Raw genomic sequence first — 19,756 nt, 5'->3', positions numbered from 1 at the left:
CCCCCGATCGCCCCAAACAGGCTGCGACGGAACTTCACCGCGACCGCGCCGAACCAGGTATGGCTCGCGGACCTGACCTACATCCGGACCGGCGAAGGCTGGCTCTTTCTTGCGGCGCTGATCGACATGCACACCCGCAAGGTCGTGGGCTGGAGCATGCGCGAGACCCTGCATGCCTCGATCGCCCTCGAAGCCCTCGACATGGCCATCAGACGCCAGCGCCCGGCGCCGGGGCTGATCCAGCATTCGGATCGCGGCATTCAATACGCGGCCGACGAGTATCGCCAAGCCCTTGCCGCAGCGAAGATAACGCCTTCCATGAGCCGGAAGGGCAATTGCCTCGACAACGCGCCCATGGAGAGCTTCTTCCACACGCTCAAGGTCGAGCGCGTCCATCACCGCGTTTACACCACACGGGACGAAGCGCGCCGGGATCTCTTCGCCTACATCGAGGGATTCTACAATTCACGCCGCCTGCATTCCGCGATAGGCTACAGATCACCGGCCGACATGGAACGCATGGCGGCCTGACCCCGTCCACTTTTTTTGGGCAGGATCAGTCGTACTTCTTCAGGCTCCAGTGCGTCCCTGGGCGCTCCGAGATAGGCCGGTGCTTCAAGGCGGCGGTAGTTAGGTTGGCCACATTTTCGCGCACGAAGTAACGCGGCGTCACCTCGGACACGATCCGAAAGAATTCTTAAATGAGATTTCCTCTCGGGTCACTGAGCGCGGCACGCTTGCCGCCAAAGGAGAAGGACTGGCAGGGTGGACCTCCCACGATCAGGTAAACCTCGTGATCGAAATCACGCCGTTTCCGTAAGGAGTCGGCCGTCAGCTTTGTGACGTCTCCCTCAATCAGGTCGAGGCCCGGCCGGTTGGTTCTGATCGTCTCACAAAAGCGCTTGTCCAGTTCATTGGCGAGGGTCGGGTGGAGACCTGCGGCCTCTAATCCGAGGTCCAACCCCATCGCCCCGGTGAAGAAAGACCAGACCTCCCTGCGCTCCATGTGACGGCTCCTTGTTGTCAGTTGAGAAGCTACCCCGCGAACATTAAGGGAACATTTCCCACGTTGGCACCCCGGTGATTTACCTCAAGATAGACGCAGAGAACCGCAGAAGTCCAGCTATATCAGGTGGATTCTCGATCTGCTCGCCCCACACATTGTGCCGGGAAGCACCGAAAGTGGCTGGTGCGGGCGGCGGGAGTCGAACCCGCACGAGCTACGCTCTAGCGATTTTAAGTCGCTTGTGTCTACCGTTCCACCACGCCCGCACGGCGCGTCCGGGGCCTATTCCGGGTCCAGACACTTCCCTATCGCCCTAAGGCGCTGAAAACAATGCGCTTCCCGGACGAGACGCCGGAATTTAAGTCCCCTGTGTCTACCATTCCACCACGCGGGCCCAGGGTTTTCGCAACGCAGTATTGGACTCGCACCTGCACTAGCGCCATATCGTGAGTCTCGCACGACGACCACGGCAAATTGAAGACGAGGGACCACCGATGACGATGCAGGACCGGCAGATCGCCGAGAGGGAGCGCCAGGCACAGGTCTACGAGCGCGCGATGGCGCAGCGGGAAGCCGCGCAGCGCAAGCGGACGGCCTCGGGTCATGCCATTATGGCGGGCGTCTACACGCTGTATCCCGCCAGCCAGGGCAAGGGCGCCATGGGGCGCGTGGTGGCCTGGGCGCAGGTCGGCTGCGTCGCCTTCGCCGGTTTCGCGCCGAACTACCTGGTCTGGCGGCTGCTGCTGTCGGGCTGACCCGGGCCTCCGGCGCGCGGCCCTGTCATATATCCTCGCCAGGCAGGCGGTCCAGCAGGTGGCGTTCGGCCAAAAAGGGGTGCAGCTCGACCGCGCGGCGCAGCCACGGAATCGCCTCGGTCGGGCGGTCCAGTTCGATCAGGGCCAGCGCCATGCCCGAAAGCGCCCCGATGTGGCGGGGGGTCAGGTCGAGGGCGCGCTGCAGGTCGGCCACCGCGCGCTCGTATTCCCGCGCCAGGAAATAGGAAAAGGCGCGCTGGTTGTAGCCCTCGGCATAATTGGGACAGTAGTCGACCAGCCGTGACAGCACGTCGATCGAGCCGAGCAGATCGTAGCTCTCGCGCCGGGCCATGCCCGCATCCAGCATCTCCTGGGCGCGGGCGTCGGGCGCATCGAGCCAGAGCTCCCACAGGGCGGCGTTGTGGTCGCGGGCCTCCAGTTCGTTGCGGCTGTCCTGCAACTGCGACAGGGCGGCGTCGATCTCGGCGGAATGGTCCGGCGGGGCGGGGCATTCGGCCAGGGCCGGCCCGGCGATCAAGGCAAGGGGCAGCAAAAATTTCATTAATCAGAGGGTGGCGCACCCTGACGCCAGGTCAAGTCACGCCTGCGCGACCGCGGTCACGCCCTCTTCCGTGACCGCCTGCATGGCAACGTAGGTCGAGGTGTTCGCCACATGCGGCAGCGTCGAGATGCTGTCGGCCAGCACCATCCGGTAGGCCCCCATCGAGGCGGTGCGCACCTTCAACAGGTAGTCGAAGGCCCCCGCGATCAGGTGGCACTGCTCGATCTCGGGCACCCGTGTGACCGCGTCGTTGAAGGCCGCGAGCGCCGCCTCGCGGGTGTCGGACAGCTTGACCTCGACAAAGGCGACGTGGTCCCGTCCCAGGCGGATCGGGTCGAACAGCGCCCGGTAGCCGCGCACGACACCGGTTTCCTCCAACCGCTTGAGACGCGCTTGCGTGGGCGACTTGGACAGGCCGATGCGGCGGGCCAGTTCGGTCACGCTGATGCGGCCGTCTACCGCGATGACATCGAGAATCTTGCGGTCGAAGGCGTCCAGCGATGAAGGTCGTTCGGTCATTTTGGCGCCTCGATTTCAGGTCAGGTGACTGCGCAAGCAAAGGATAGAGGCCAAACCGACTTGGCGCAACGGTGTATCATGGGCTGATAACATTCGGGGACCCGCCATGACCGAAATGACCACGCCGATGACCCTGCGCCGGGCGATCGACGCGCAGTATCTGGCTGACGAGACCACCCTGCTGCGCGACCTTTCGGACCGGGCCGACCTCGACCCCGCCGCCCGGCGCGCCATAACCGAAAGCGCGGCCGACCTGGTGCGGCGCATCCGCGGCGCGGCCTCGCCCGGGCTGATGGAGGTCTTCCTGGCCGAATACGGCCTGTCGACCGAGGAAGGCATCGCGCTGATGTGCCTGGCCGAGGCGCTGCTGCGCGTGCCCGACGCCGAAACCATCGACGCCCTGATCGAGGACAAGATCGCCCCCAGCGACTGGGGCAAGCACCTGGGGCATTCGGCCTCGTCGCTGGTCAATGCCTCGACCTGGGGGCTGATGCTGACGGGCAAGGTGCTCTCCGATCGCGCGCCCGGCCCCGCCGGCCACCTGCGCGGCGCGATCAAGCGGCTGGGCGAGCCGGTGATCCGCTCTGCCGTGGGCCGCGCCATGCGCGAAATGGGCCGGCAGTTCGTGCTGGGCGAGGATATACGGGCCGGCATGAAACGCGCCGCCGGGATGGAGAAGCTGGGTTTCACCTATTCCTACGACATGCTGGGCGAGGCCGCGCGCACCGATGCCGACGCGCGCCACTACCACCTGTCCTATTCCCGCGCCATCAGCGCCATCGCCGCCGCCTGCACATCCCAAGACGTCACCCGCAACCCGGGAATCTCGGTCAAGCTGTCGGCGCTGCACGCCCGCTACGAAGAGGCCCAGCGCGACCGCGTGATGGCGGAACTGGTGCCGCGCCTGCGGTCGCTCGCCCTGCTGGCGAAATCCGCCGGGCAGGGCTTCAACATCGACGCCGAGGAGGCCGACCGGCTGTCGCTCTCGCTCGACGTGATCGAGGCGGTGGCCAGCGACCCCGCGCTCAAGGGCTGGGACGGTTTCGGCGTGGTCGTGCAGGCCTACGGCCAGCGCGCGGGCCCGGTACTGGACTGGCTGCACGACCTGGCCCACCGCACCGGGCAGCGGTTCATGGTGCGCCTGGTCAAGGGCGCCTACTGGGACGCCGAGATCAAGCGCGCCCAGGTCATGGGGCTGGAGGGCTTTCCGGTCTTCACCTCGAAATCGGCGACGGATGTCAGCTACATAGCCAACGCGCGCAAGATGCTGGGCATGACGGATGTGATCTATCCGCAGTTTGCCACCCACAACGCCCACACGGTCCATGCCGTGCTGCACATGGCCAGTCAGATGGGCGTGGCCAAGGACGCCTTCGAGTTCCAGCGCCTGCACGGCATGGGCGAGGAATTGCACAAGATCGTCATGGCCGATCACGGCACCCGATGCCGCATCTACGCTCCCGTCGGCGCGCACGAGGACCTGCTGGCTTACCTCGTCCGGCGCCTGCTGGAAAACGGCGCGAACTCCAGCTTCGTCAACCAGATCGTCGACGAAGACGTGCCCGCCGAAGAGGTCGCCGCCGATCCCTTCGACGACCTGGACACCCGCTATCCGCTCGCCACCGGCCGGACGCTCTTTGCCCCCGACCGGGCCAACTCCAGGGGATGGGACCTGACCCATCGCCCGACGCTGGCGCAGATCGACGCGGGCCGCGATCCGCATCGCGAAACCCGGTGGCAGGCCGCGCCGCTGCTGGCGTCATCCTGGCAAGCCAACGCAGACACCGAGGCCCGCAGTGTCACCAACCCCGCCGTGCCGGGCGATACGGTCGGCACGGTCATCGACGCCACGCCCGCGGCGGTGGACAAGGCGATGGCGGCCGCCATGCCCTGGGATGAAGGCCCCGCGACCCGGGCGGAAACCCTGCGCCGCGTCGCCGCCGCCTACGAAGAGAATGCAGAAGATCTCTTCGCCCTGCTGCACCGCGAGGCGGGCAAGACCCTCGCCGATGCCGTGGGCGAAGTGCGCGAGGCGGTGGATTTCCTGCACTACTACGCCATGCAGATCGAGCGCGCCGAGGCGCCGGCCCCGCGCGGGCGCTGGGTCTGCATCAGCCCCTGGAACTTTCCCCTGGCCATCTTCACCGGCCAGATCGCGGCGGCGCTGGCGGCCGGCAACGCGGTGCTGGCCAAGCCGGCCGAACAGACCTGTCTTGTCGCCCATCGCGCGGCGCAACTGATGCAGGCGGCCGGGGTGCCCGAAAGCGCGCTGCAGCTGCTGCCCGGGGCGGGCGACGTGGGCGCGGCGCTGACGCGGCAGGCCCGCATCGACGGCGTGGCCTTCACCGGCTCGATCGAGACCGCGCAGACAATCCGCCGCGCCCTGGCCGAGACCGCCGCCCCCGGCACGCCGCTGATCGCCGAGACCGGCGGCTTGAACGCCATGGTGGTGGACAGCACCGCCCTGCCCGAGCACGCGATCCGCGACATCCTGCAAAGCGCCTTCCAGTCGGCGGGCCAGCGGTGTTCCGCCCTGCGCTGTCTTTACGTGCAGAACGACGTGAAGGACAAGGTCCTGACCATGCTGCGCGGCGCGATGGACGAATTGCGCCTGGGCGATCCCTGGCACCTGTCCACCGACGTAGGCCCAGTGATCGACGCCGAGGCGCGCCGGGCGATTGTCGATCACGTCGAAAAAGCCCGCGCCGAGGGCCGCGTGCTGCACGACCTCGCCGCACCCGAGGGCGGCACCTTCGTCGCCCCCACCCTGATCGAGATCGACAGTATCGCCGAGCTGGAGCGCGAGGTCTTCGGCCCCGTCCTGCATGTGGCGGGCTTCGACGCAGAGGACCTGCCGCAGGTGCTGGCGCAGGTCAACGCCACCGGCTACGGGCTGACCTTCGGCCTGCACACGCGCATCGACGACCGCGTGCAGGAGATCGTCGAAGCCATGCGCGTGGGCAACGTCTACGTCAACCGCAACCAGATCGGCGCCGTGGTGGGCAGCCAGCCCTTCGGCGGCGAGGGGCTGTCGGGCACCGGCCCCAAGGCCGGCGGGCCGCACTACCTGCCCCGCTTCCTGTCGCCCACGCCGGCGGGGGAAGCGGGCGCATGGGCGGGTGACGCCGACCTCGCCGCCCTGCACACGGCCCTTGCCGACACTGCCCCGGCCCCGCCGGGAACGCCCGCGGACCTACCCGGCCCCACCGGCGAGTCCAACCGCCTTTCGGAAGCGCCGCGCGGGCCGGTCCTGTGCCTCGGCCCCGGGGCGGAGACGGCGGCGGCGCAGGCCGAGGCCGTCCGCGCGCTGGGCGGCCAGCCGGTGCAGGCCGATGGCGCGGTCCCGCCCACAGCGTTGACGGACCTGTCCGTTCAGGCGGTGCTTTGGTGGGGGGACACGGACACGGGCCGCGCCTGCGAGGCCGCGCTTGCCGCGCGCGACGGTGCCATCGTTCCGCTGGTCACGGCGCGCCCCGACGCCGCCCATGTCCTGCACGAACGCCACGTCTGCATCGACACCACCGCGGCGGGCGGCAACGCGGCGCTACTCGCCGCCGTCGCCCAGCAGGACTAGCACCTGCTCCGGCGGGCGCCCGATCCTGGCGCCTGTCGCGGAAATGGCGATCGGCCGCTCCATCAGGATCGGATTGGCCGCCATCGCCGCGACCAGCGCGGCGTCATCTGCATCGGCAAGGCCCAGGTCATTGAACAGCGCCTCACCGCGCCGCATCATGGCCATCGGCGGCACGGCGAGCGCATCGCGAACCTCTTCGATCTCGGCCTCGGTCGGCGGGTCCTTCAGATAGAGCCGCAGGGTCGGCTCCACCCCATTGTCCCGCAACAGCACCAGCGCCTGTCGCGATTTCGCGCAGCGCGGATTGTGCCACAAGATCATGTCCAGTGCCCCTTCGCGGTGCCCACGGCGTCGGCGACACGTGCAAAGCCGTCGCGCGCCAGCAGGCCATGCAGCCCCTGCGCGATCTCGCCGGCCAGCGAGAGGCCGCCATAGACCAGCCCGGTGTAGAGCTGCACCGCCGAGGCCCCGGCGCGGATCTTGTCGTAGGCCTGTTCGGCCGACCCGACCCCGCCGACCCCGACCAGCGGCACGTCCGTCAGCCCCGACAGCCGCGCCAGCACCCGCGTGGAGGCCGCGAACAGCGGCTGGCCGGACAGACCGCCCGCCTCGTGGCGGTGCGCCGATTTCAGCCCGTCGCGCGCCAGGGTCGTGTTGGTGGCGATGATCGCCGCCACCCCCGCGGTCTGCGCCACCTCGGCGACCTGCGCCAGATCATCCCCGGACAGGTCCGGCGCGATCTTCAGGAAGACGGGCACGTCCGCGTCGTTGGCCGCCATCACCCCCGCCAGCAGCGCCGACAGCGCCGCCCTGCCCTGCAGGTCGCGCAGATTCTCGGTGTTTGGGCTGGAGACATTGACGGTGGCGAAATCGACATGCGGGCCGCAGTGGCCTAGGACGGTGGCGAAATCCGCCGCCCGGTCGGCGCTGTCCTTGTTGGCCCCGAGGTTGAGGCCAACGATCGCCCCCGCCGGGCGGCGGGCCAGGCGCGCCGCGATCGCCGCCATCCCGTCGTTGTTGAACCCAAACCGGTTGATCGCCGCCCCGTCCTCGGCCAGCCGGAACAGGCGCGGTTTGGCATTGCCCGGCTGCGGGCGCGGGGTTGCCGCCCCGACCTCGACAAAGCCGAACCCGGTCCGGGCCAGCGCGTTTAGCGCGACCGCGTTCTTGTCGAACCCGGCGGCCAGCCCGACAGGGTTCGGCAGCTCCAGCCCGGCCAGCCGCGTGCGCAACCGCGGCGAGGTCACCGGCCCGCCCCGCGGCCCGAGGCCCAGCGTCAGTGCCCGCAGCGCCATGTCGTGCCCGGTTTCTGGGTCCAGCGCGCGCAGGGCGCGCAGCCCGGCCCGTTCCAGCACGCTCACGGCACCGGCACCTGCGGGACGCCGTCTACCACCGGGATCGGACTGGCCCAGACCACCTCGGACCGCAGCAGCGGGCGGTTGTAGATATGCGGGAACTCGGCCCCCCCACGCGAGACCTCCCAGCGCAGGTCGTCACCGTAGGTATCGGCCTCCAGCGCGGCCAGCATCAGCCCGGTCTGCCCGGCGAAGTGTTTCTCGGCCGTCTCCTGCGCCTGTTCGGCCGTCGAGGCGTGGATATAGCCATCAGCCAGGTCGATGGCAGCCCCGTCGAAGCGCCCGGTCGCCTCCAGCGCCGCCCATTCGGCAGCGGTCAGTATCTTGTAGATCAGCATGCGCCGGGTTTGGCCCGCGACGGCCGCCCCGTCAAGCAAGCTGCCTGTCATGCAGGCGTCACGCGGCCCGGCTAGGTCACCATACTGACGGGGGCTTTGACTCCCGCATGGCTTGCGCGCAAGCTGTTCGCGTTCCAACACCTGAGGGGTAGAGACATGACCTTCCGCCTTCTTTCCACGACTGCCGCGCTGGCGCTGACCGGCTCCATGGCGGCGGCCGAGTATTCACTGACGATCCTGCACACCAACGACATGCACAGCCGCATCGAATCGATCAGCCGCTTCGATTCGACCTGCAGCGCCGAGGACGAGGACGCCGGCGAATGCTTCGGCGGCATCGCCCGCGTCGCCACCATGGTCGACCAGAAGCGCGAAGAACTGTCCGACGAGAACCTCGTGCTGCTGGATGCCGGCGACCCGTTCCAGGGCTCGCTGTTCTACACGACCTACAAGGGCGCGGCCGAGGCCGAATTCATGGAGGACATCGGCTATGACGTCATGGCCGTGGGCAACCACGAATTCGACGACGGCCCGCCGAAACTGGCCGAGTTCATCGACATGGTCAGCTTCCCGGTGATCTCGGGCAACCTCGACCTGTCGTCGTCCGACCTGCTCAAGGATCGTGTGCAGAACCACGTCGTGCTTGAGGTGGGCGGCCAGCAGATCGGCGTGATCTCGGCGCTGGCCTCGGACACCGACGAGACCTCCAGCCCCGGCCCGAACGTGACCTTCCAGGACGAGATCGACAGCCTGGCGGCCGATGCCCAGGCCCTGACCGACGAGGGCGTGGATATCATCATCGCGCTCAACCACGTCGGCCTGCCGCTGGACCGCCGCATCGCCGCCGCGGTGCCGCAGATCGACGTCATCATCGGCGGCCACAGCCACACCCTTATGACCAACGACGACGCCGACACCCCGGCCTATCCCGCGATGATCGAGGGCACGCCGGTGGCGCAGGCCTACGCCTATACCAAGTACCTGGGCGAATTGAGCCTCACCTTCGACGATGCCGGCAATGTCATCGAGGCCACGGGCGACCCGATCCTGCTGGACGCCTCGGTCACGCCGGACCCCGAGATGTCGGCGCGCATCGCCGAGATGGGCGCCCCCATCGAGGAGATGAAGACCCAGGTCGTCGCCGAGACCGCAAAGCCGATCATCGGGTCGCGCGAGGTCTGCCGCAGCATGGAATGCCCCATGGGCAACCTCGTGGCCGACGCCATGCTCGACCGCGTCGAAGATCAGGGGATCCAGGTCGCCATCCAGAACGGCGGCGGGCTGCGCGCCAGCATCGAGGCGGGCGAGGTCACCATGGGCGACGTCCTGACCGTGCTGCCGTTCCAGAACACGCTCTCGACCTTCGAGGTCACCGGCGAGACCATCGTGGCGGCGCTCGAGAACGGTGTCGGCCAGGTCGACGAGGGCGCGGGCCGCTTCCCGCAGGTCGCGGGCATGTCGTTTACCGTGGACCTGACCGCCGAGCCGGGTAGCCGCATTTCCGAGGTCATGGTCGATGGCGAGGCGATCGACCCGGGCGCGACCTACGGCGTGGTGTCCAACAACTACGTCCGCAACGGCGGCGACGGCTATTCCATGTTCGTGGGCGCCGAGAACGCCTATGACTACGGCCCCGACCTGGCCGATGTCACGGCCGAGTTCCTGGCCGAGAACAGCCCCTACGAGCCCTACACCGACGGCCGCATCACCGTCATCAGCGAGTGACGCGCAGCCCGTCGCATCAACCCGGCCCCCGTCGCACCCGCGGCGGGGGTTTTTTTTACGCCTCTGCCGCGGCCTCGAGCCCGCGATACCGCAGACCGAGGGTCACGGCACGGGCGACGAAGCTGGTCAGCATCGCCATCCAGAGCCCGTGATTGCCGAAGGCCGGGATCAGCACCAGCGCGGCCAGCGCGTAGATCCCCGCCGACAGGGCCATCATGTTGCGCATGTCGCGCGTGCGGGTCGCGCCGATGAAAATGCCGTCGAGCATGAAGGGCGCCACCCCCAGCACCGGGGCCAGCACCATGTAGGGCAGGTAGACGCGCGCGACCTCGCGCACCGGATCGGCGGTGGTCATCACGTCGATGATCGTGCCACCCAATGTTGCGAAAGCTCCGGCCAGCAGCGTGCCCGACACCAACGCCCAGACCGAGCACAGCGATGCCGCGCGCCGCAGGGCCGCGCGGCGACGCGCGCCCATGGCCTGGCCCACCAGCGTTTCGGCGGCGAAGGCAAAGCCGTCCAAAGCGAAGGCGGTGATCGTCATGAACTGCAACAGGATCTGGTTGGCCGCCAGCGGGACGTCGCCGAACCGCGCCCCCAGCAGCAGGAAGGACACGAAGATGCCCTGCAACAGCAGCGACCGGATCAGGATATCCGTGTTGACCTGCGCGAAGTGGCGCAGGCGGGCGGGGTCGAGGACGCGCGCCCGGTCGCGCCAGGCCGGTGTCGCGAAAGCGCCCCGGCAGAACCACAGCCCCAGCGCCAGGCCGGACCATTCCGCGATGAAGGTCGCGATCGCCACGCCGTCGACCCCCCAGCCCAGTTGCAAAACGAACAGCAGGTCGAGCCCGATGTTGAGCCCGTTCATCACCACCTGCAGCACCAGCACCGCGCGGGTGCGTTCGGCCGCGATCAGCCAGCCGGTGATGGCGTAGATCGCGATCAGCGCCGGGGCCGACCAAACGCGGATCGCCATGTAGCCGCGGGCCAGCCCCTCGACCTCGGCGCTGGCCGGCGACAGCATCAGCGCCAGCGGCAGGATCAGCCAGTGCAGCGCGATGATGGCCAGACCGCCCAGCGCGGCGATGGCCAGCCCGCGCGTCAGGATCGCCGCGCCCTCGGCCGTATCACCGCGGCCCAGCGCCTGCGCCGCGAAGCCGGTCGTCCCCATGCGCAGGAACCCGAAGATCCAGTAGATCGCCGTCAGGATTGTCGCCCCGATGCCCACCGCGCCGATGGGTGCTGCCGCCCCCATCTGGCCCACCACGCCGGTGTCCACAGCGCCGAGGATCGGCACGGTGGCATTCGACAGCACGATGGGCACGGCAATATTCAGCACCCGGCGGTGCGTCAGAGCCTCTTCCATGGCGATCAGCCTTCGCGGGTGGGCATCAGGAAATGCCCGGTGGCCTGGGCGAACATGCGGTCGCGGTTGTCCTGCCAGCCCTCGACCTGGACACTGGCGTAGCGCCGCCCCGACCGCACCACGCGGGCGCGGGCATAGGCATCGCGCGGCAGGCCCGAGCGCAGGTAGTCCACCGTCAGGTCGATGGTCTTGGGCAGGCGCGGCGTCCGGTCCTCCAGTTGAATGTCGGCGCCGCCCTGCTCGATCTCGTCCCAGCGGGTGGACCAGGCCAGTTCCACGATGGCCGTGGTTTCCAGAAAGGCCGCCGTCACCCCGCCGTGCAGCGCGGGCAGCATGGGATTGCCGATCAGGTCGTCGCGGTAGGGCAGCACGGCCGTCAGCTCGTCGCCGCGCCGGTCGAACCGGATGCCGAGGAAGCCGATGTAGGGCACCGCGGCGACCAGCGCCTCGAGCGCGGCGTCGCGGCGCTGCTTGACCACTTGCACGGGATCGGGGCGTTTCATGAGGCGGCCCTCTCGATGGCAAAGGCCCCGGCGGCGCTGGCCACGGGCCGGTCGGCGTCGTCGTCCAGCGCCACCGCCCGCATGAAGGCGACCGAGCGGGTGACGTGATAGCACTCGGCGCGCGCGGTGATCGCCTGGCCCGGCGTGGCCGGGCGCATGTAGTCGATGCGCAGGTCCAGCGTCGCCGTCGAGGCCGGGGCGACCGGGTGGATCATCACCGCCGCCCCGCCGCAGGTGTCCAGCAACGCCGAAACCGCCCCGCCGTGAATCACCCCGGTTTCCGGGTCGCCGATCAGCCGGGCGTCGTAGGGCATGGTCAGCATCGCCTTGCCTTCACCGATCTCACCCAGTTGCATCCCCATGGCCCGGGCATGGGGGATCGCCTCGATGAACTGACGCGCCAGTTTGGCGCGGCGCGCGTCGTCGGTCTCCTCGTGCATCGGCTGTCCTTTCGCTGGCCCGATCGTCGCCCGCCTCGCGGGCCGGGGCAAGCCCCCGGGCGAGATTGCCCCGTGGCCACCAGAGGTCTAGGCTCTGGGCTACGGAGGATTCCATGACCGATACCCGGCTCGGCTTCAAGGCCATGTGCGACCGCTTCGAGGTGACGCCACGGACCCTGCGTTACTACGAGTATATCGAATTGCTGGCCCCCGAACGCGAGGGCCGGTCGCGCATCTACGGCGCGCGCGACATCGCGCGGATGACCCTGATCCTGCGGGGCCGGCGCTGGGGCTTCAGCCTCGAGGAAATCCGCCAGTGGCTGCTGATCTACGAACACGAGGGCACCGAGGCGCAGATGCGCGCCTTCGTCGACCTGGCCGACCGGCAGCTGGCCGACCTGGCCCGCCAACGCGACCAGCTCGACGAGATGATGCGCGAACTCAAGGCGCTGCGGGACGAGACCGCCGGGTCGCTGGACTAGAGTGTATCGCGTTCATTCGCAGTCACGCGGCACACTCTGACTATCTGACTCCGCATGTCCGGGGAGCGCAAAACCGGTTCCCACTTTTGCGCGACATGCTTAAGGCCGCCCACCGCGCCGCCCGACGTCAGGCGGGCTGACCCGCCGTCATCGAAAACGTGACGCGGCGTTACGTTTACGTTCACGTCATCTTTCCTTGTAGGATCGGCGGCGACGCCTCAAATCGCGGGCAAGACGCCGTAGACGAGGACGCCAGAAACGATGACGGACCGGACCATGACCATCCGCGAGATGTGCGAGGCCTTTGACGTGACCCCGAGAACCCTGCGGTTCTACGAGGCCAAGGAGCTGCTGCACCCCCGGCGCGAGGGGCAGCGGCGGTTGTTCGGCAAGCGGGACCGCGCGCGGCTCAAGTTGATCCTGCGCGGCAAGCGCTTCGGCTTCAGCCTGGAGGAAATCCGCCAGTTGCTGGACCTTTACCACATGGACGACAGCCAGGAGACCCAGCTGCGCAAGTCCTACGCACTGGCCGAAACGCACCTGGCCGAAATGGAAGCCCAGCGCGACGAGCTGAACGAGGCCATCGCGGAACTCAAGGACCAGATGGCCTGGGGCGCCCGGCGCCTGGCCGAGCTGCGGCGGAACAGCGCCGCCGGCTGACAGCAAGACCCAAGGGAGAGAGACCAGACATGCCCATCTACACCGCCCCCACCCAGGACATGCAATTCCTGCTGCACGACGTGCTGGCCGTCAGCGACCAGGATATCCCCGGCTTCGACGAGCTGGACCGCGAGTTCACCGGCGCCGTGCTGGAAGAGGCCGGCAAGGTCGCCACCGAGGTGCTGCTGCCGCTGAACACCGTCGGCGACCGCCAGGGCTGCACCCTGGAAAACGGCGTTGTGCGCACGCCCGAGGGCTTCAACGCCGCCTTCGACGTCATGAAACAGGGCGGCTGGACGGCCATGGACTGCGACCCGGACTATGGCGGCCAAGGCCTGCCCTACATCATGCACACCGCCGCGCAGGAGGCCTTCGTGTCCACCAACATGGCCTTCAACATGTACCAGGGCCTGACCCACGGCGCCTACAACGCGATCCACGCCCACGGCTCGGACGAGCAGAAGCGGACCTACCTGCCCAAGCTGGTCAGCTGCGACTGGGGCGGCACCATGAACCTGACCGAGCCGCAGTGCGGCACCGACCTCGGGCTGATCCGCACCAAGGCCGAGCCGCAGGACGACGGCACCTACCGCATTTCCGGCCAGAAGATCTGGATCTCCTCGGGAGAGCACGACATGGCCGAGAACATCATCCACCTGGTGCTGGCCAAGATCCCCGGCGGCCCCGAGGGGGTCAAGGGCATCTCGCTGTTCATCGTGCCCAAGTTCCTGGTGAACGCGGACGGCAGCCTGGGCGACCGCAACGCCCTGTCCTGCGGCGGGCTGGAAGAAAAGATGGGCATTCACGGCAACGCCACCTGCGTGATGAACTACGACGGCGCGACCGGCTACCTCGTGGGCGAGGCCCACAAGGGCATGCGCGCCATGTTCACCATGATGAACGAGGCCCGCCTGGGCGTCGGGCTGCAGGGGTATGCCCAGGCCGAGATCGCCTACCAGAACGCGCTGGGGTTCGCCCGCGACCGCCTGCAGGGCCGCGACGCCACCGGCACGAAAAACCCCGACGGGCCGGCCGACCCGATCATCGTGCACCCCGACGTGCGCCGGAACCTGATGGACCAGAAGGCCTTTGTCGAAGGCGCGCGCGCCTTCACCTACTGGGGCGCCACCATGATCGACGCCAGCCATCGCAAGGGCGACGAAGAGTCCGAGCAGATGATCTCGCTGCTTACTCCGGTCATCAAGGGCTTTTTGACGGACAAGGGCTTCGAGACCTGCGTGCTGGCCCAGCAGACGTTGGGCGGGTCGGGCTTTACCCGCGAATGGGGGCTGGAACAGTTCGTCCGCGACGCTCGCATCACCATGGTTTACGAGGGCACCAACGGCATCCAGGCGCTCGATCTGGTGGGGCGCAAGCTGGCCCAGAACGGGGGCAAGGCGATCATGGCCTTTTTCGACATGGTCAAGGCCTTCATCAAGGAGAACGAGGACGACGCGGCGCTCAAGGCCGACTTCCTTGACCCGCTCAAGGCCGCCTCGAAGGACCTGCAGGCAGCGGGGACATACTTCATGCAGCAGGGCACCAAGAACCCCAACGACGCGCTGGCGGGCTCCTACGACTTCATGCACCTGATGGGCCATGTCTGCCTGGGGCTGATGTGGGCGCGCCAGGCCAAGGCGGCGATGGCGGCGCTCGAGGCCGGCGCGGGCGACATGGATTTCTACGAGACCAAGATCGCCACCGGGCGCTACTACATGGCGCGCCAGCTGCTGGCGACGGCCACGCACCTCGCGCGGATCAACAGCGGCGCCGCAACCGTCATGGCGCTTGAGCCGGCGCAGTTCTGATGGAACGGTGACGCACGGGCCGCAAACGGCCCGTGCCCTCACCCCAGCCGGAGGCCAGCATGCCCAAACGTTTTCGCCTGACACGCCGCTTTCCCGTCTCGATGACCGAGGACGGCTACCGCCGTCTGCGCCGCTTCGCCGCCGAGGCGGGCCTGGACGAGGGCGAGGCGCTGTCCTTTCTGTTCGAGAACTTCGACAGCGTGATCGACGCCGACACCTTCGGCCACCGCCTGCGGATGTTCAATTCCGAACTGGAGGCGCGCAAGCGATGAGCCCGCGCACCAGGCGCGATCTGGCGCGGCCCGGCGGGAAAGCCCATGTGACACTTGCACGGGAAATTACCGGATGCCTGAAGGAGGACCCATGACCGACGCCTATATCTACGACGCGGCACGCACCCCGCGCGGCAAGGGCCGCAAGGACGGCGCCCTGCACGAGGTCACGAGCCTGCGCCTGTCCGCGCAGGTGCTCGACGCGTTGAAAGACCGCAACGGCCTGGAAGGCCACGCCGTCGAGGACGTGATCTGGGGCAATGCCACGCAGGTCGGCGAACAGGGCGGCTGCCTGGCGCGGACGGCCGTTCTGGGCTCGCAGCTCGACCAGTCGATCCCGGGCCTGTCGATCAACCGCTTCTGCGCCTCTGGGATGGAGGCCGTTAACCTGGCCGCCAACCAAGTGCGCGCCGGCGCGGGCGAAGGCTATATCGCGGGTGGCGTGGAAATGATGGGCCGCGTGCCAATGAGCAGCGACGGCGCCGCCGTGGCCGTGGATCCGACCGTGGCGATGGACAGCTACTTCGTCCCCCAGGGTATCGCCGCCGACATCATCGCCACCGAATACGGCTTTTCCCGCGACGACGCCGATGCCTTTGCCGTGGAAAGCCAGAACCGGGCCAAGGCGGCCTGGGACGCAGGCCGGTTCGACCGTTCGATCCTCCCCGTCACGGACCAGAACGGCCTGCCGATCCTCGACCGTGACGAGCACATGCGCCCGGGCACCGACATGCAGTCGCTGGGCGCGCTCAAGCCCTCTTTCAAGGAACAGGGCGAGGTCATGCCCGGCTTCGACCAGGTCGCGCTGATGAAATACCCGCACCTTGAGGGCATCAACCACATCCACCACGCCGGTAACAGTTCGGGCATCGTCGACGGGGCGGCCGGCGTTCTGATCGGCTCGAAGGCATTCGGCGAGAAATGGGGCCTGACCCCGCGCGCCCGCATCAAGGCCAGCGCCAAGATCGGCACCGACCCCACGATCATGCTGACCGGCCCGGTGCCGGTGACCGGCAAGATCCTGACCGAGACGGGCATGACCCCGGCAGATTTCGACCTGTTCGAGGTGAACGAGGCCTTTTCGGCGGTGGTGCTGCGCTTCATGCAGGCCTTCGGCGTGGACCACGACAAGCTGAACGTTAACGGCGGGGCCATCGCCCTGGGCCATCCGCTGGGGGCCACCGGCGCGATCATCATCGGCACCCTGCTCGACGAGCTGGAGCGGCGCGACAAGGAGGTCGGCCTGGCCACGCTCTGCGTCGCCTCCGGAATGGGTGCGGCCACAATCATCGAACGCGTGTAAGGGGGCAGAGATGACCGATTTCACCATGACAACCGACGCCGAGGGCGTCGCCATCATCACCTGGGACATGCCGGGCCGGTCCATGAACGTCATGACCCGCGACTCGATGCAGGAATTGAACGGCCTGATCGACGCGGCCCTGGCCGATGACGCCGTGAAGGGCATCGTCATAACCAGCGGCAAGCGCGATTTCGCCGGCGGCATGGACCTGAACACGCTGGCCACGATCCGCGACGAGGCCGGCGACGACCCCGCCAAGGCGCTGTTCGATTTCACCATGGCCGGGCATCACATGCTGCGCAAGATCGAGCGCGCCGGCATGGATGACCGCAACAAGGGCGGCAAGCCCATCGCCGCCGCCCTGCCCGGCACCGCGCTGGGGATCGGGCTGGAACTTCCCCTGGCCTGTCACCGCATCTTTGCCGCCGACAACGCCAAGGCCAAGATCGGCCTGCCGGAAATCCAGGTCGGCATCTTTCCCGGTGCGGGCGGCACCACGCGGCTGGTGCGCAAGCTGGGAGCCATGGCCGCCAGCCCGCTGCTGCTGGAGGGCAAGCTGAACGACCCGAAAAAGGCCAAGGCGGCGGGCGTCATCGACGAAGTGGTCGACGATCCCGTGGCCGCGGCGAAAGACTGGGTCCTGTCGCAGCCCGCCATCGTCAAGCCGTGGGATGAAAAGGGTTACAAGATGCCCGGCGGCGCGCCCTACCACCCGGCGGGCTTCATGACCTTCGTGGGCGCCAGCGCCATGGTCAACGGCCGGACCAAGGGCGTCTATCCGGCGGCCAAGGCACTGCTGAGCGCGGTCTACGAGGGCGCGCAGGTGCCCTTCGACACCGCGCTCAAGATCGAGGCGCGCTGGTTCACCCATGTGCTGATGAACCCGTCCTCGGCCAACATGATCCGCAGCCTTTTCGTCAACAAGGAAGCGCTGGAAAAGGGCGCGAACCGGCCCGAGGTGCCCGACCAGAGGGTGCAAAAGCTGGGCGTTCTGGGCGCGGGCATGATGGGGGCCGGCATCACGCTGGTCGCGGCCATGGCCGGGATCGAGGTGGTGCTGGTCGACCAGTCCGCCGAGGCCGCCGAGAAGGGCAAGGCCCACACGGCCGACTACATGGACAAGGGCATCAAGCGCGGCAAGGCCACCGCGGACAAGAAACAGGCCGCGCTCGACCTGATCACCGCTACGGATGACCATGCCGCGCTGGAGGGCTGCGACCTGATCATCGAGGCGGTGTTCGAGGACATCGACGTAAAGGCCGAGGTGACGAAAAAGGTGCTCGATGTCGTGGGCGCGGACTGCATCTTCGCCTCCAACACCTCGACCCTGCCGATCACCGAGCTGGCCGTAGCCTCGGAACGGCCCGACCAGTTCATCGGCATCCATTTCTTCAGCCCGGTGGAAAAGATGGCGCTGGTCGAGATCATCAAGGGCCGCGAGACCGGCGACCGCGCGGTGGCCAAGGCGCTGGACTTCGTGCGCCAGATCCGCAAGACGCCGATCGTGGTCAACGACGCCCGGTTCTTCTACGCCAACCGCTGCATCATTCCCTATATCAACGAAGGTATCCGCATGGTGCGCGAGGGTGTGGCCCCGCCGCTGATCGAGAACGCGGCCAAGCTGGCGGGCATGCCGCTGGGTCCGCTGCAACTGACCGACGAGACCTCGATCGACCTCGGCGTCAAGATCGCCAAGGCGACCCGGGCCGCCATGGGCGAGGCCTATCCCGACGGCGAGGTGGACGAGGTTCTGTTCTGGATGGAGGGCGAGGGCCGCCTGGGCCGCAAGGCCAACGCGGGGTTCTACGCCTATGACGACACCGGCAAACGGCAGGGCCTCTGGGCCGGGCTGGGCGAGAAATACGCACCCGCCGCGGACCAGCCCGACCTGACCGATGTGCAGCACCGGCTGCTGTTTGCGCAGGTGCTGGAGGCGGTGCGCGCGCTGGAAGAGGGCGTTCTGGAGGACATCCGTGAGGGCGACGTGGGCGCGATCCTGGGCTGGGGCTTCGCGCCGTGGTCGGGCGGGCCCTTCGCCTGGCTGGACATGCTGGGCGCGCCCTATGCCGCCGAACGCTGCGACCAGTTGACGGAACGGTTCGGCGACCGGTTCGCCTGCCCCGCCCTGCTGCGCGAGATGGCCGAGACCGGGCAGAGCTTTTACGGACGCTTCGGCGCGGGCCACGACAGCAAGGCGGCCTGACCACGCGCATCGCGGCCGTGAGGCGACAGGAGAAGGCCCCGCACCGGCATGCGGGGCCTTTTTCATGCGATCCGCTCAGCGGCGGGTGGTGGCGCCCGGGTAGCCCGCGCCGCGCGCGGTCGCCAAGGCGTGCCGGAGCCCGCTGGGTGACGAGAACGGCCCGGCCAAGACCATCCGGTAGTCCGTGCCCCCACTGGTATAGACACCGATCTTCATGGGCAGGCCGCGGTCGGCCAGCCCGCGCGCCGTCTGCTGCGCGGCGGTGCGGCTGGTGAAGGTGCGCACCTGGACATAGCGATGGTCCGCGGGCGCGTCGCCGGCGGACGGTGCCGGCGCGGACGAAGGGCTGGCCGTGGACGACGCGTTTCGGGTAGCGTAACGCACCCGGTCGGGCAGGCCCCGGTCGGGGTTCAGGCGCCCGTCGCTCCAGGCGGTCTCGTAGCCCTCGGGCGGGGCGGGGGTGATATCCTGCCGAGCGCCCGGCGGGTTGGAATAGGGCGCTGGCGCCCCGAACCCCCACCCCGTATTGGCCCGGGTGACCTGGGGCTGCGTGGTGCCGGTGCTGCCCGGGGCCTGGTCCAGCGGGTTGGAATAGCTGGCAGGGCCGGCGCGGCCCATTGTTGGGCCGGGGCGCGCCGCGGTCGTACCCGGCGCCCGGTCGAGCGGGGTGGCATAGCCCCCTTGCGGCCGAGACAGCGCGATCTGCCGCCCGCGCGGCCGCGCCGCCGCGCCCGGGTCAGAGGTGACACCGGGCAGCGTGCAGGAGATGGGCCGCCCGGTGCGCGCGTTCACGAAGCGCCGGTCGGTTCGGGCCTGCTCGGCACACAGCTCGGCCATCGTCATCCGCCGCGGGCCCGCGCGGCGCGGCGGGGCCGCGGCCGCCTC

20 protein-coding genes and 1 tRNA gene are annotated in these 19,756 nt (G+C 68.4%); 10 read left to right on the top strand and 11 right to left on the bottom strand.

The features are described 5' to 3' along the window. Positions 1–531 (top strand): IS3 family transposase (locus tag BU124_RS13610; RefSeq protein WP_143530007.1); only part of this gene is annotated, 531 nt, incomplete at its 5' end. 166 nt (positions 532–697) lie between these two features. On the opposite strand, the gene BU124_RS13605 is transcribed toward BU124_RS13610, so the two are convergent. Both BU124_RS13605 and BU124_RS13600 read right to left on the bottom strand, forming a co-directional pair. Then, the gene (locus BU124_RS13605; protein WP_218775112.1) at positions 698–1,006 is read right to left on the bottom strand and encodes a DNA cytosine methyltransferase; all 309 of its coding nucleotides are present in this window, start codon (positions 1,004–1,006) and stop codon (positions 698–700) included. Positions 1,007–1,187: 181 nt separating this feature from the next. Further along, a tRNA-Leu gene (locus BU124_RS13600) sits at positions 1,188–1,272 on the bottom strand. A gap of 228 nt (positions 1,273–1,500) precedes the next feature. Here BU124_RS13600 and BU124_RS13595 point away from each other — a divergent pair. Then, a complete protein-coding gene (locus tag BU124_RS13595; protein ID WP_084864118.1) occupies positions 1,501–1,761 on the top strand; it encodes a hypothetical protein in 261 nt (86 codons plus the stop codon). A gap of 25 nt (positions 1,762–1,786) precedes the next feature. Here BU124_RS13595 and BU124_RS13590 read toward each other — a convergent pair whose 3' ends face one another. Further along, a complete protein-coding gene (locus BU124_RS13590) occupies positions 1,787–2,323 on the bottom strand; it encodes a tetratricopeptide repeat protein (RefSeq protein ID WP_084864117.1) in 537 nt (178 codons plus the stop codon). A gap of 36 nt (positions 2,324–2,359) precedes the next feature. Then, on the bottom strand, positions 2,360–2,842 hold the full coding sequence (locus BU124_RS13585; protein ID WP_084864116.1) for an Lrp/AsnC family transcriptional regulator: 483 nt from the start codon (positions 2,840–2,842) through the stop codon (positions 2,360–2,362). A gap of 115 nt (positions 2,843–2,957) precedes the next feature. Here BU124_RS13585 and putA point away from each other — a divergent pair, with 115 nt between their 5' ends. Beyond that, entirely contained in the window at positions 2,958–6,416 is a 3,459-nt protein-coding gene (putA, locus tag BU124_RS13580; protein ID WP_084864120.1) for a bifunctional proline dehydrogenase/L-glutamate gamma-semialdehyde dehydrogenase PutA, read from the top strand. Here putA and arsC read toward each other — a convergent pair. Genes arsC through BU124_RS13565 form a run of 3 tightly spaced genes read right to left on the bottom strand, consistent with a single transcriptional unit; the run spans position 6,387 to position 8,109 of the window. After that, positions 6,387–6,737: an arsenate reductase (glutaredoxin) gene (arsC, locus tag BU124_RS13575; protein ID WP_084864115.1), complete on the bottom strand. Its 351-nt coding sequence runs from the start codon at positions 6,735–6,737 to the stop codon at positions 6,387–6,389. The two genes, putA and arsC, sit on opposite strands and share 30 nt — an antisense overlap. After that, positions 6,734–7,777: a quinone-dependent dihydroorotate dehydrogenase gene (locus BU124_RS13570; RefSeq protein WP_084864114.1), complete on the bottom strand. Its 1,044-nt coding sequence runs from the start codon at positions 7,775–7,777 to the stop codon at positions 6,734–6,736. Before BU124_RS13570 ends, arsC begins: the two co-directional genes overlap by 4 nt. Then, positions 7,774–8,109 carry a DUF952 domain-containing protein gene (locus BU124_RS13565; RefSeq protein WP_084864119.1) on the bottom strand — a complete coding sequence of 112 codons (336 nt, stop codon included), beginning with the start codon at positions 8,107–8,109 and terminating at the stop codon, positions 7,774–7,776. The genes BU124_RS13570 and BU124_RS13565 overlap by 4 nt, the downstream gene beginning before the upstream one ends. A 156-nt stretch (positions 8,110–8,265) precedes the next feature. On the opposite strand from BU124_RS13565, the gene BU124_RS13560 reads away from it, so the two are divergent. Further along, positions 8,266–9,834, top strand: a complete 1,569-nt coding sequence (locus BU124_RS13560; RefSeq protein ID WP_084864113.1) for a bifunctional metallophosphatase/5'-nucleotidase — start codon at positions 8,266–8,268, stop codon at positions 9,832–9,834. A 55-nt stretch (positions 9,835–9,889) separates the two neighbouring features. Here BU124_RS13560 and BU124_RS13555 read toward each other — a convergent pair whose 3' ends face one another. Genes BU124_RS13555 through BU124_RS13545 form a run of 3 tightly spaced genes read right to left on the bottom strand, consistent with a single transcriptional unit; the run spans position 9,890 to position 12,143 of the window. Continuing rightward, the gene (locus BU124_RS13555) at positions 9,890–11,200 is read right to left on the bottom strand and encodes an MATE family efflux transporter (protein ID WP_084864112.1); all 1,311 of its coding nucleotides are present in this window, start codon (positions 11,198–11,200) and stop codon (positions 9,890–9,892) included. A 5-nt stretch (positions 11,201–11,205) separates the two neighbouring features. After that, a complete protein-coding gene (locus BU124_RS13550) occupies positions 11,206–11,703 on the bottom strand; it encodes a PaaI family thioesterase (protein ID WP_084864111.1) in 498 nt (165 codons plus the stop codon). After that, entirely contained in the window at positions 11,700–12,143 is a 444-nt protein-coding gene (locus BU124_RS13545) for a PaaI family thioesterase (protein WP_084864110.1), read from the bottom strand. Before BU124_RS13545 ends, BU124_RS13550 begins: the two co-directional genes overlap by 4 nt. A gap of 113 nt (positions 12,144–12,256) precedes the next feature. Here BU124_RS13545 and BU124_RS13540 point away from each other — a divergent pair, with 113 nt between their 5' ends. The 6 genes from BU124_RS13540 to BU124_RS13515 all read left to right on the top strand — a co-directional run bounded on the left by BU124_RS13540 (position 12,257) and on the right by BU124_RS13515 (position 18,871). Beyond that, the gene (locus BU124_RS13540; RefSeq protein WP_084864109.1) at positions 12,257–12,625 is read left to right on the top strand and encodes a MerR family transcriptional regulator; all 369 of its coding nucleotides are present in this window, start codon (positions 12,257–12,259) and stop codon (positions 12,623–12,625) included. A 261-nt stretch (positions 12,626–12,886) separates the two neighbouring features. Further along, positions 12,887–13,285, top strand: coding sequence for a MerR family transcriptional regulator (locus BU124_RS13535; protein ID WP_084864108.1), 399 nt, complete (start codon positions 12,887–12,889; stop codon positions 13,283–13,285). 29 nt (positions 13,286–13,314) lie between these two features. Then, positions 13,315–15,093: an acyl-CoA dehydrogenase C-terminal domain-containing protein gene (locus BU124_RS13530; RefSeq protein WP_084864107.1), complete on the top strand. Its 1,779-nt coding sequence runs from the start codon at positions 13,315–13,317 to the stop codon at positions 15,091–15,093. Positions 15,094–15,152: 59 nt separating this feature from the next. Then, positions 15,153–15,365, top strand: a complete 213-nt coding sequence (locus tag BU124_RS13525; protein ID WP_084864106.1) for a hypothetical protein — start codon at positions 15,153–15,155, stop codon at positions 15,363–15,365. A gap of 91 nt (positions 15,366–15,456) precedes the next feature. After that, positions 15,457–16,668 carry an acetyl-CoA C-acetyltransferase gene (locus BU124_RS13520; RefSeq protein WP_084864105.1) on the top strand — a complete coding sequence of 404 codons (1,212 nt, stop codon included), beginning with the start codon at positions 15,457–15,459 and terminating at the stop codon, positions 16,666–16,668. Between the two features lie 10 nt (positions 16,669–16,678). Continuing rightward, positions 16,679–18,871 carry a 3-hydroxyacyl-CoA dehydrogenase NAD-binding domain-containing protein gene (locus tag BU124_RS13515; protein WP_084864104.1) on the top strand — a complete coding sequence of 731 codons (2,193 nt, stop codon included), beginning with the start codon at positions 16,679–16,681 and terminating at the stop codon, positions 18,869–18,871. Positions 18,872–18,946: 75 nt separating this feature from the next. On the opposite strand, the gene BU124_RS13510 is transcribed toward BU124_RS13515, so the two are convergent. After that, positions 18,947–19,756, bottom strand: an 810-nt coding sequence (locus tag BU124_RS13510) for an SPOR domain-containing protein (protein ID WP_218775111.1), incomplete at its 5' end; no start/stop codon positions are given.

Source organism: Salibaculum halophilum, assembly GCF_002094885.1.
Lineage (GTDB): Bacteria > Pseudomonadota > Alphaproteobacteria > Rhodobacterales > Rhodobacteraceae > Salibaculum > Salibaculum halophilum.
Note: the sequence above shows the minus strand (reverse complement) of the source record. Positions and strands in the feature narration are given on the sequence as shown.

Excerpts from the sequence above, each read along its gene's own strand:
- putA (WP_084864120.1), top strand. The coding sequence starts at position 2,958 with ATGACCACGCCGATGACCCTGCGCCGGGCGATCGACGCGCAGTATCTG.
- BU124_RS13525 (WP_084864106.1), top strand. The coding sequence starts at position 15,153 with ATGCCCAAACGTTTTCGCCTGACACGCCGCTTTCCCGTCTCGATGACC.
- BU124_RS13555 (WP_084864112.1), bottom strand. The coding sequence starts at position 11,200 with ATGGAAGAGGCTCTGACGCACCGCCGGGTGCTGAATATTGCCGTGCCC.
- arsC (WP_084864115.1), bottom strand. The coding sequence starts at position 6,737 with ATGATCTTGTGGCACAATCCGCGCTGCGCGAAATCGCGACAGGCGCTG.
- BU124_RS13535 (WP_084864108.1), top strand. The coding sequence starts at position 12,887 with ATGACGGACCGGACCATGACCATCCGCGAGATGTGCGAGGCCTTTGAC.
- BU124_RS13560 (WP_084864113.1), top strand. The coding sequence starts at position 8,266 with ATGACCTTCCGCCTTCTTTCCACGACTGCCGCGCTGGCGCTGACCGGC.
- BU124_RS13565 (WP_084864119.1), bottom strand. The coding sequence starts at position 8,109 with ATGCTGATCTACAAGATACTGACCGCTGCCGAATGGGCGGCGCTGGAG.
- BU124_RS13590 (WP_084864117.1), bottom strand. The coding sequence starts at position 2,323 with ATGAAATTTTTGCTGCCCCTTGCCTTGATCGCCGGGCCGGCCCTGGCC.
- BU124_RS13545 (WP_084864110.1), bottom strand. The coding sequence starts at position 12,143 with ATGCACGAGGAGACCGACGACGCGCGCCGCGCCAAACTGGCGCGTCAG.
- BU124_RS13585 (WP_084864116.1), bottom strand. The coding sequence starts at position 2,842 with ATGACCGAACGACCTTCATCGCTGGACGCCTTCGACCGCAAGATTCTC.
- BU124_RS13550 (WP_084864111.1), bottom strand. The coding sequence starts at position 11,703 with ATGAAACGCCCCGATCCCGTGCAAGTGGTCAAGCAGCGCCGCGACGCC.
- BU124_RS13595 (WP_084864118.1), top strand. The coding sequence starts at position 1,501 with ATGACGATGCAGGACCGGCAGATCGCCGAGAGGGAGCGCCAGGCACAG.
- BU124_RS13520 (WP_084864105.1), top strand. The coding sequence starts at position 15,457 with ATGACCGACGCCTATATCTACGACGCGGCACGCACCCCGCGCGGCAAG.
- BU124_RS13530 (WP_084864107.1), top strand. The coding sequence starts at position 13,315 with ATGCCCATCTACACCGCCCCCACCCAGGACATGCAATTCCTGCTGCAC.
- BU124_RS13540 (WP_084864109.1), top strand. The coding sequence starts at position 12,257 with ATGACCGATACCCGGCTCGGCTTCAAGGCCATGTGCGACCGCTTCGAG.
- BU124_RS13605 (WP_218775112.1), bottom strand. The coding sequence starts at position 1,006 with ATGGAGCGCAGGGAGGTCTGGTCTTTCTTCACCGGGGCGATGGGGTTG.
- BU124_RS13515 (WP_084864104.1), top strand. The coding sequence starts at position 16,679 with ATGACCGATTTCACCATGACAACCGACGCCGAGGGCGTCGCCATCATC.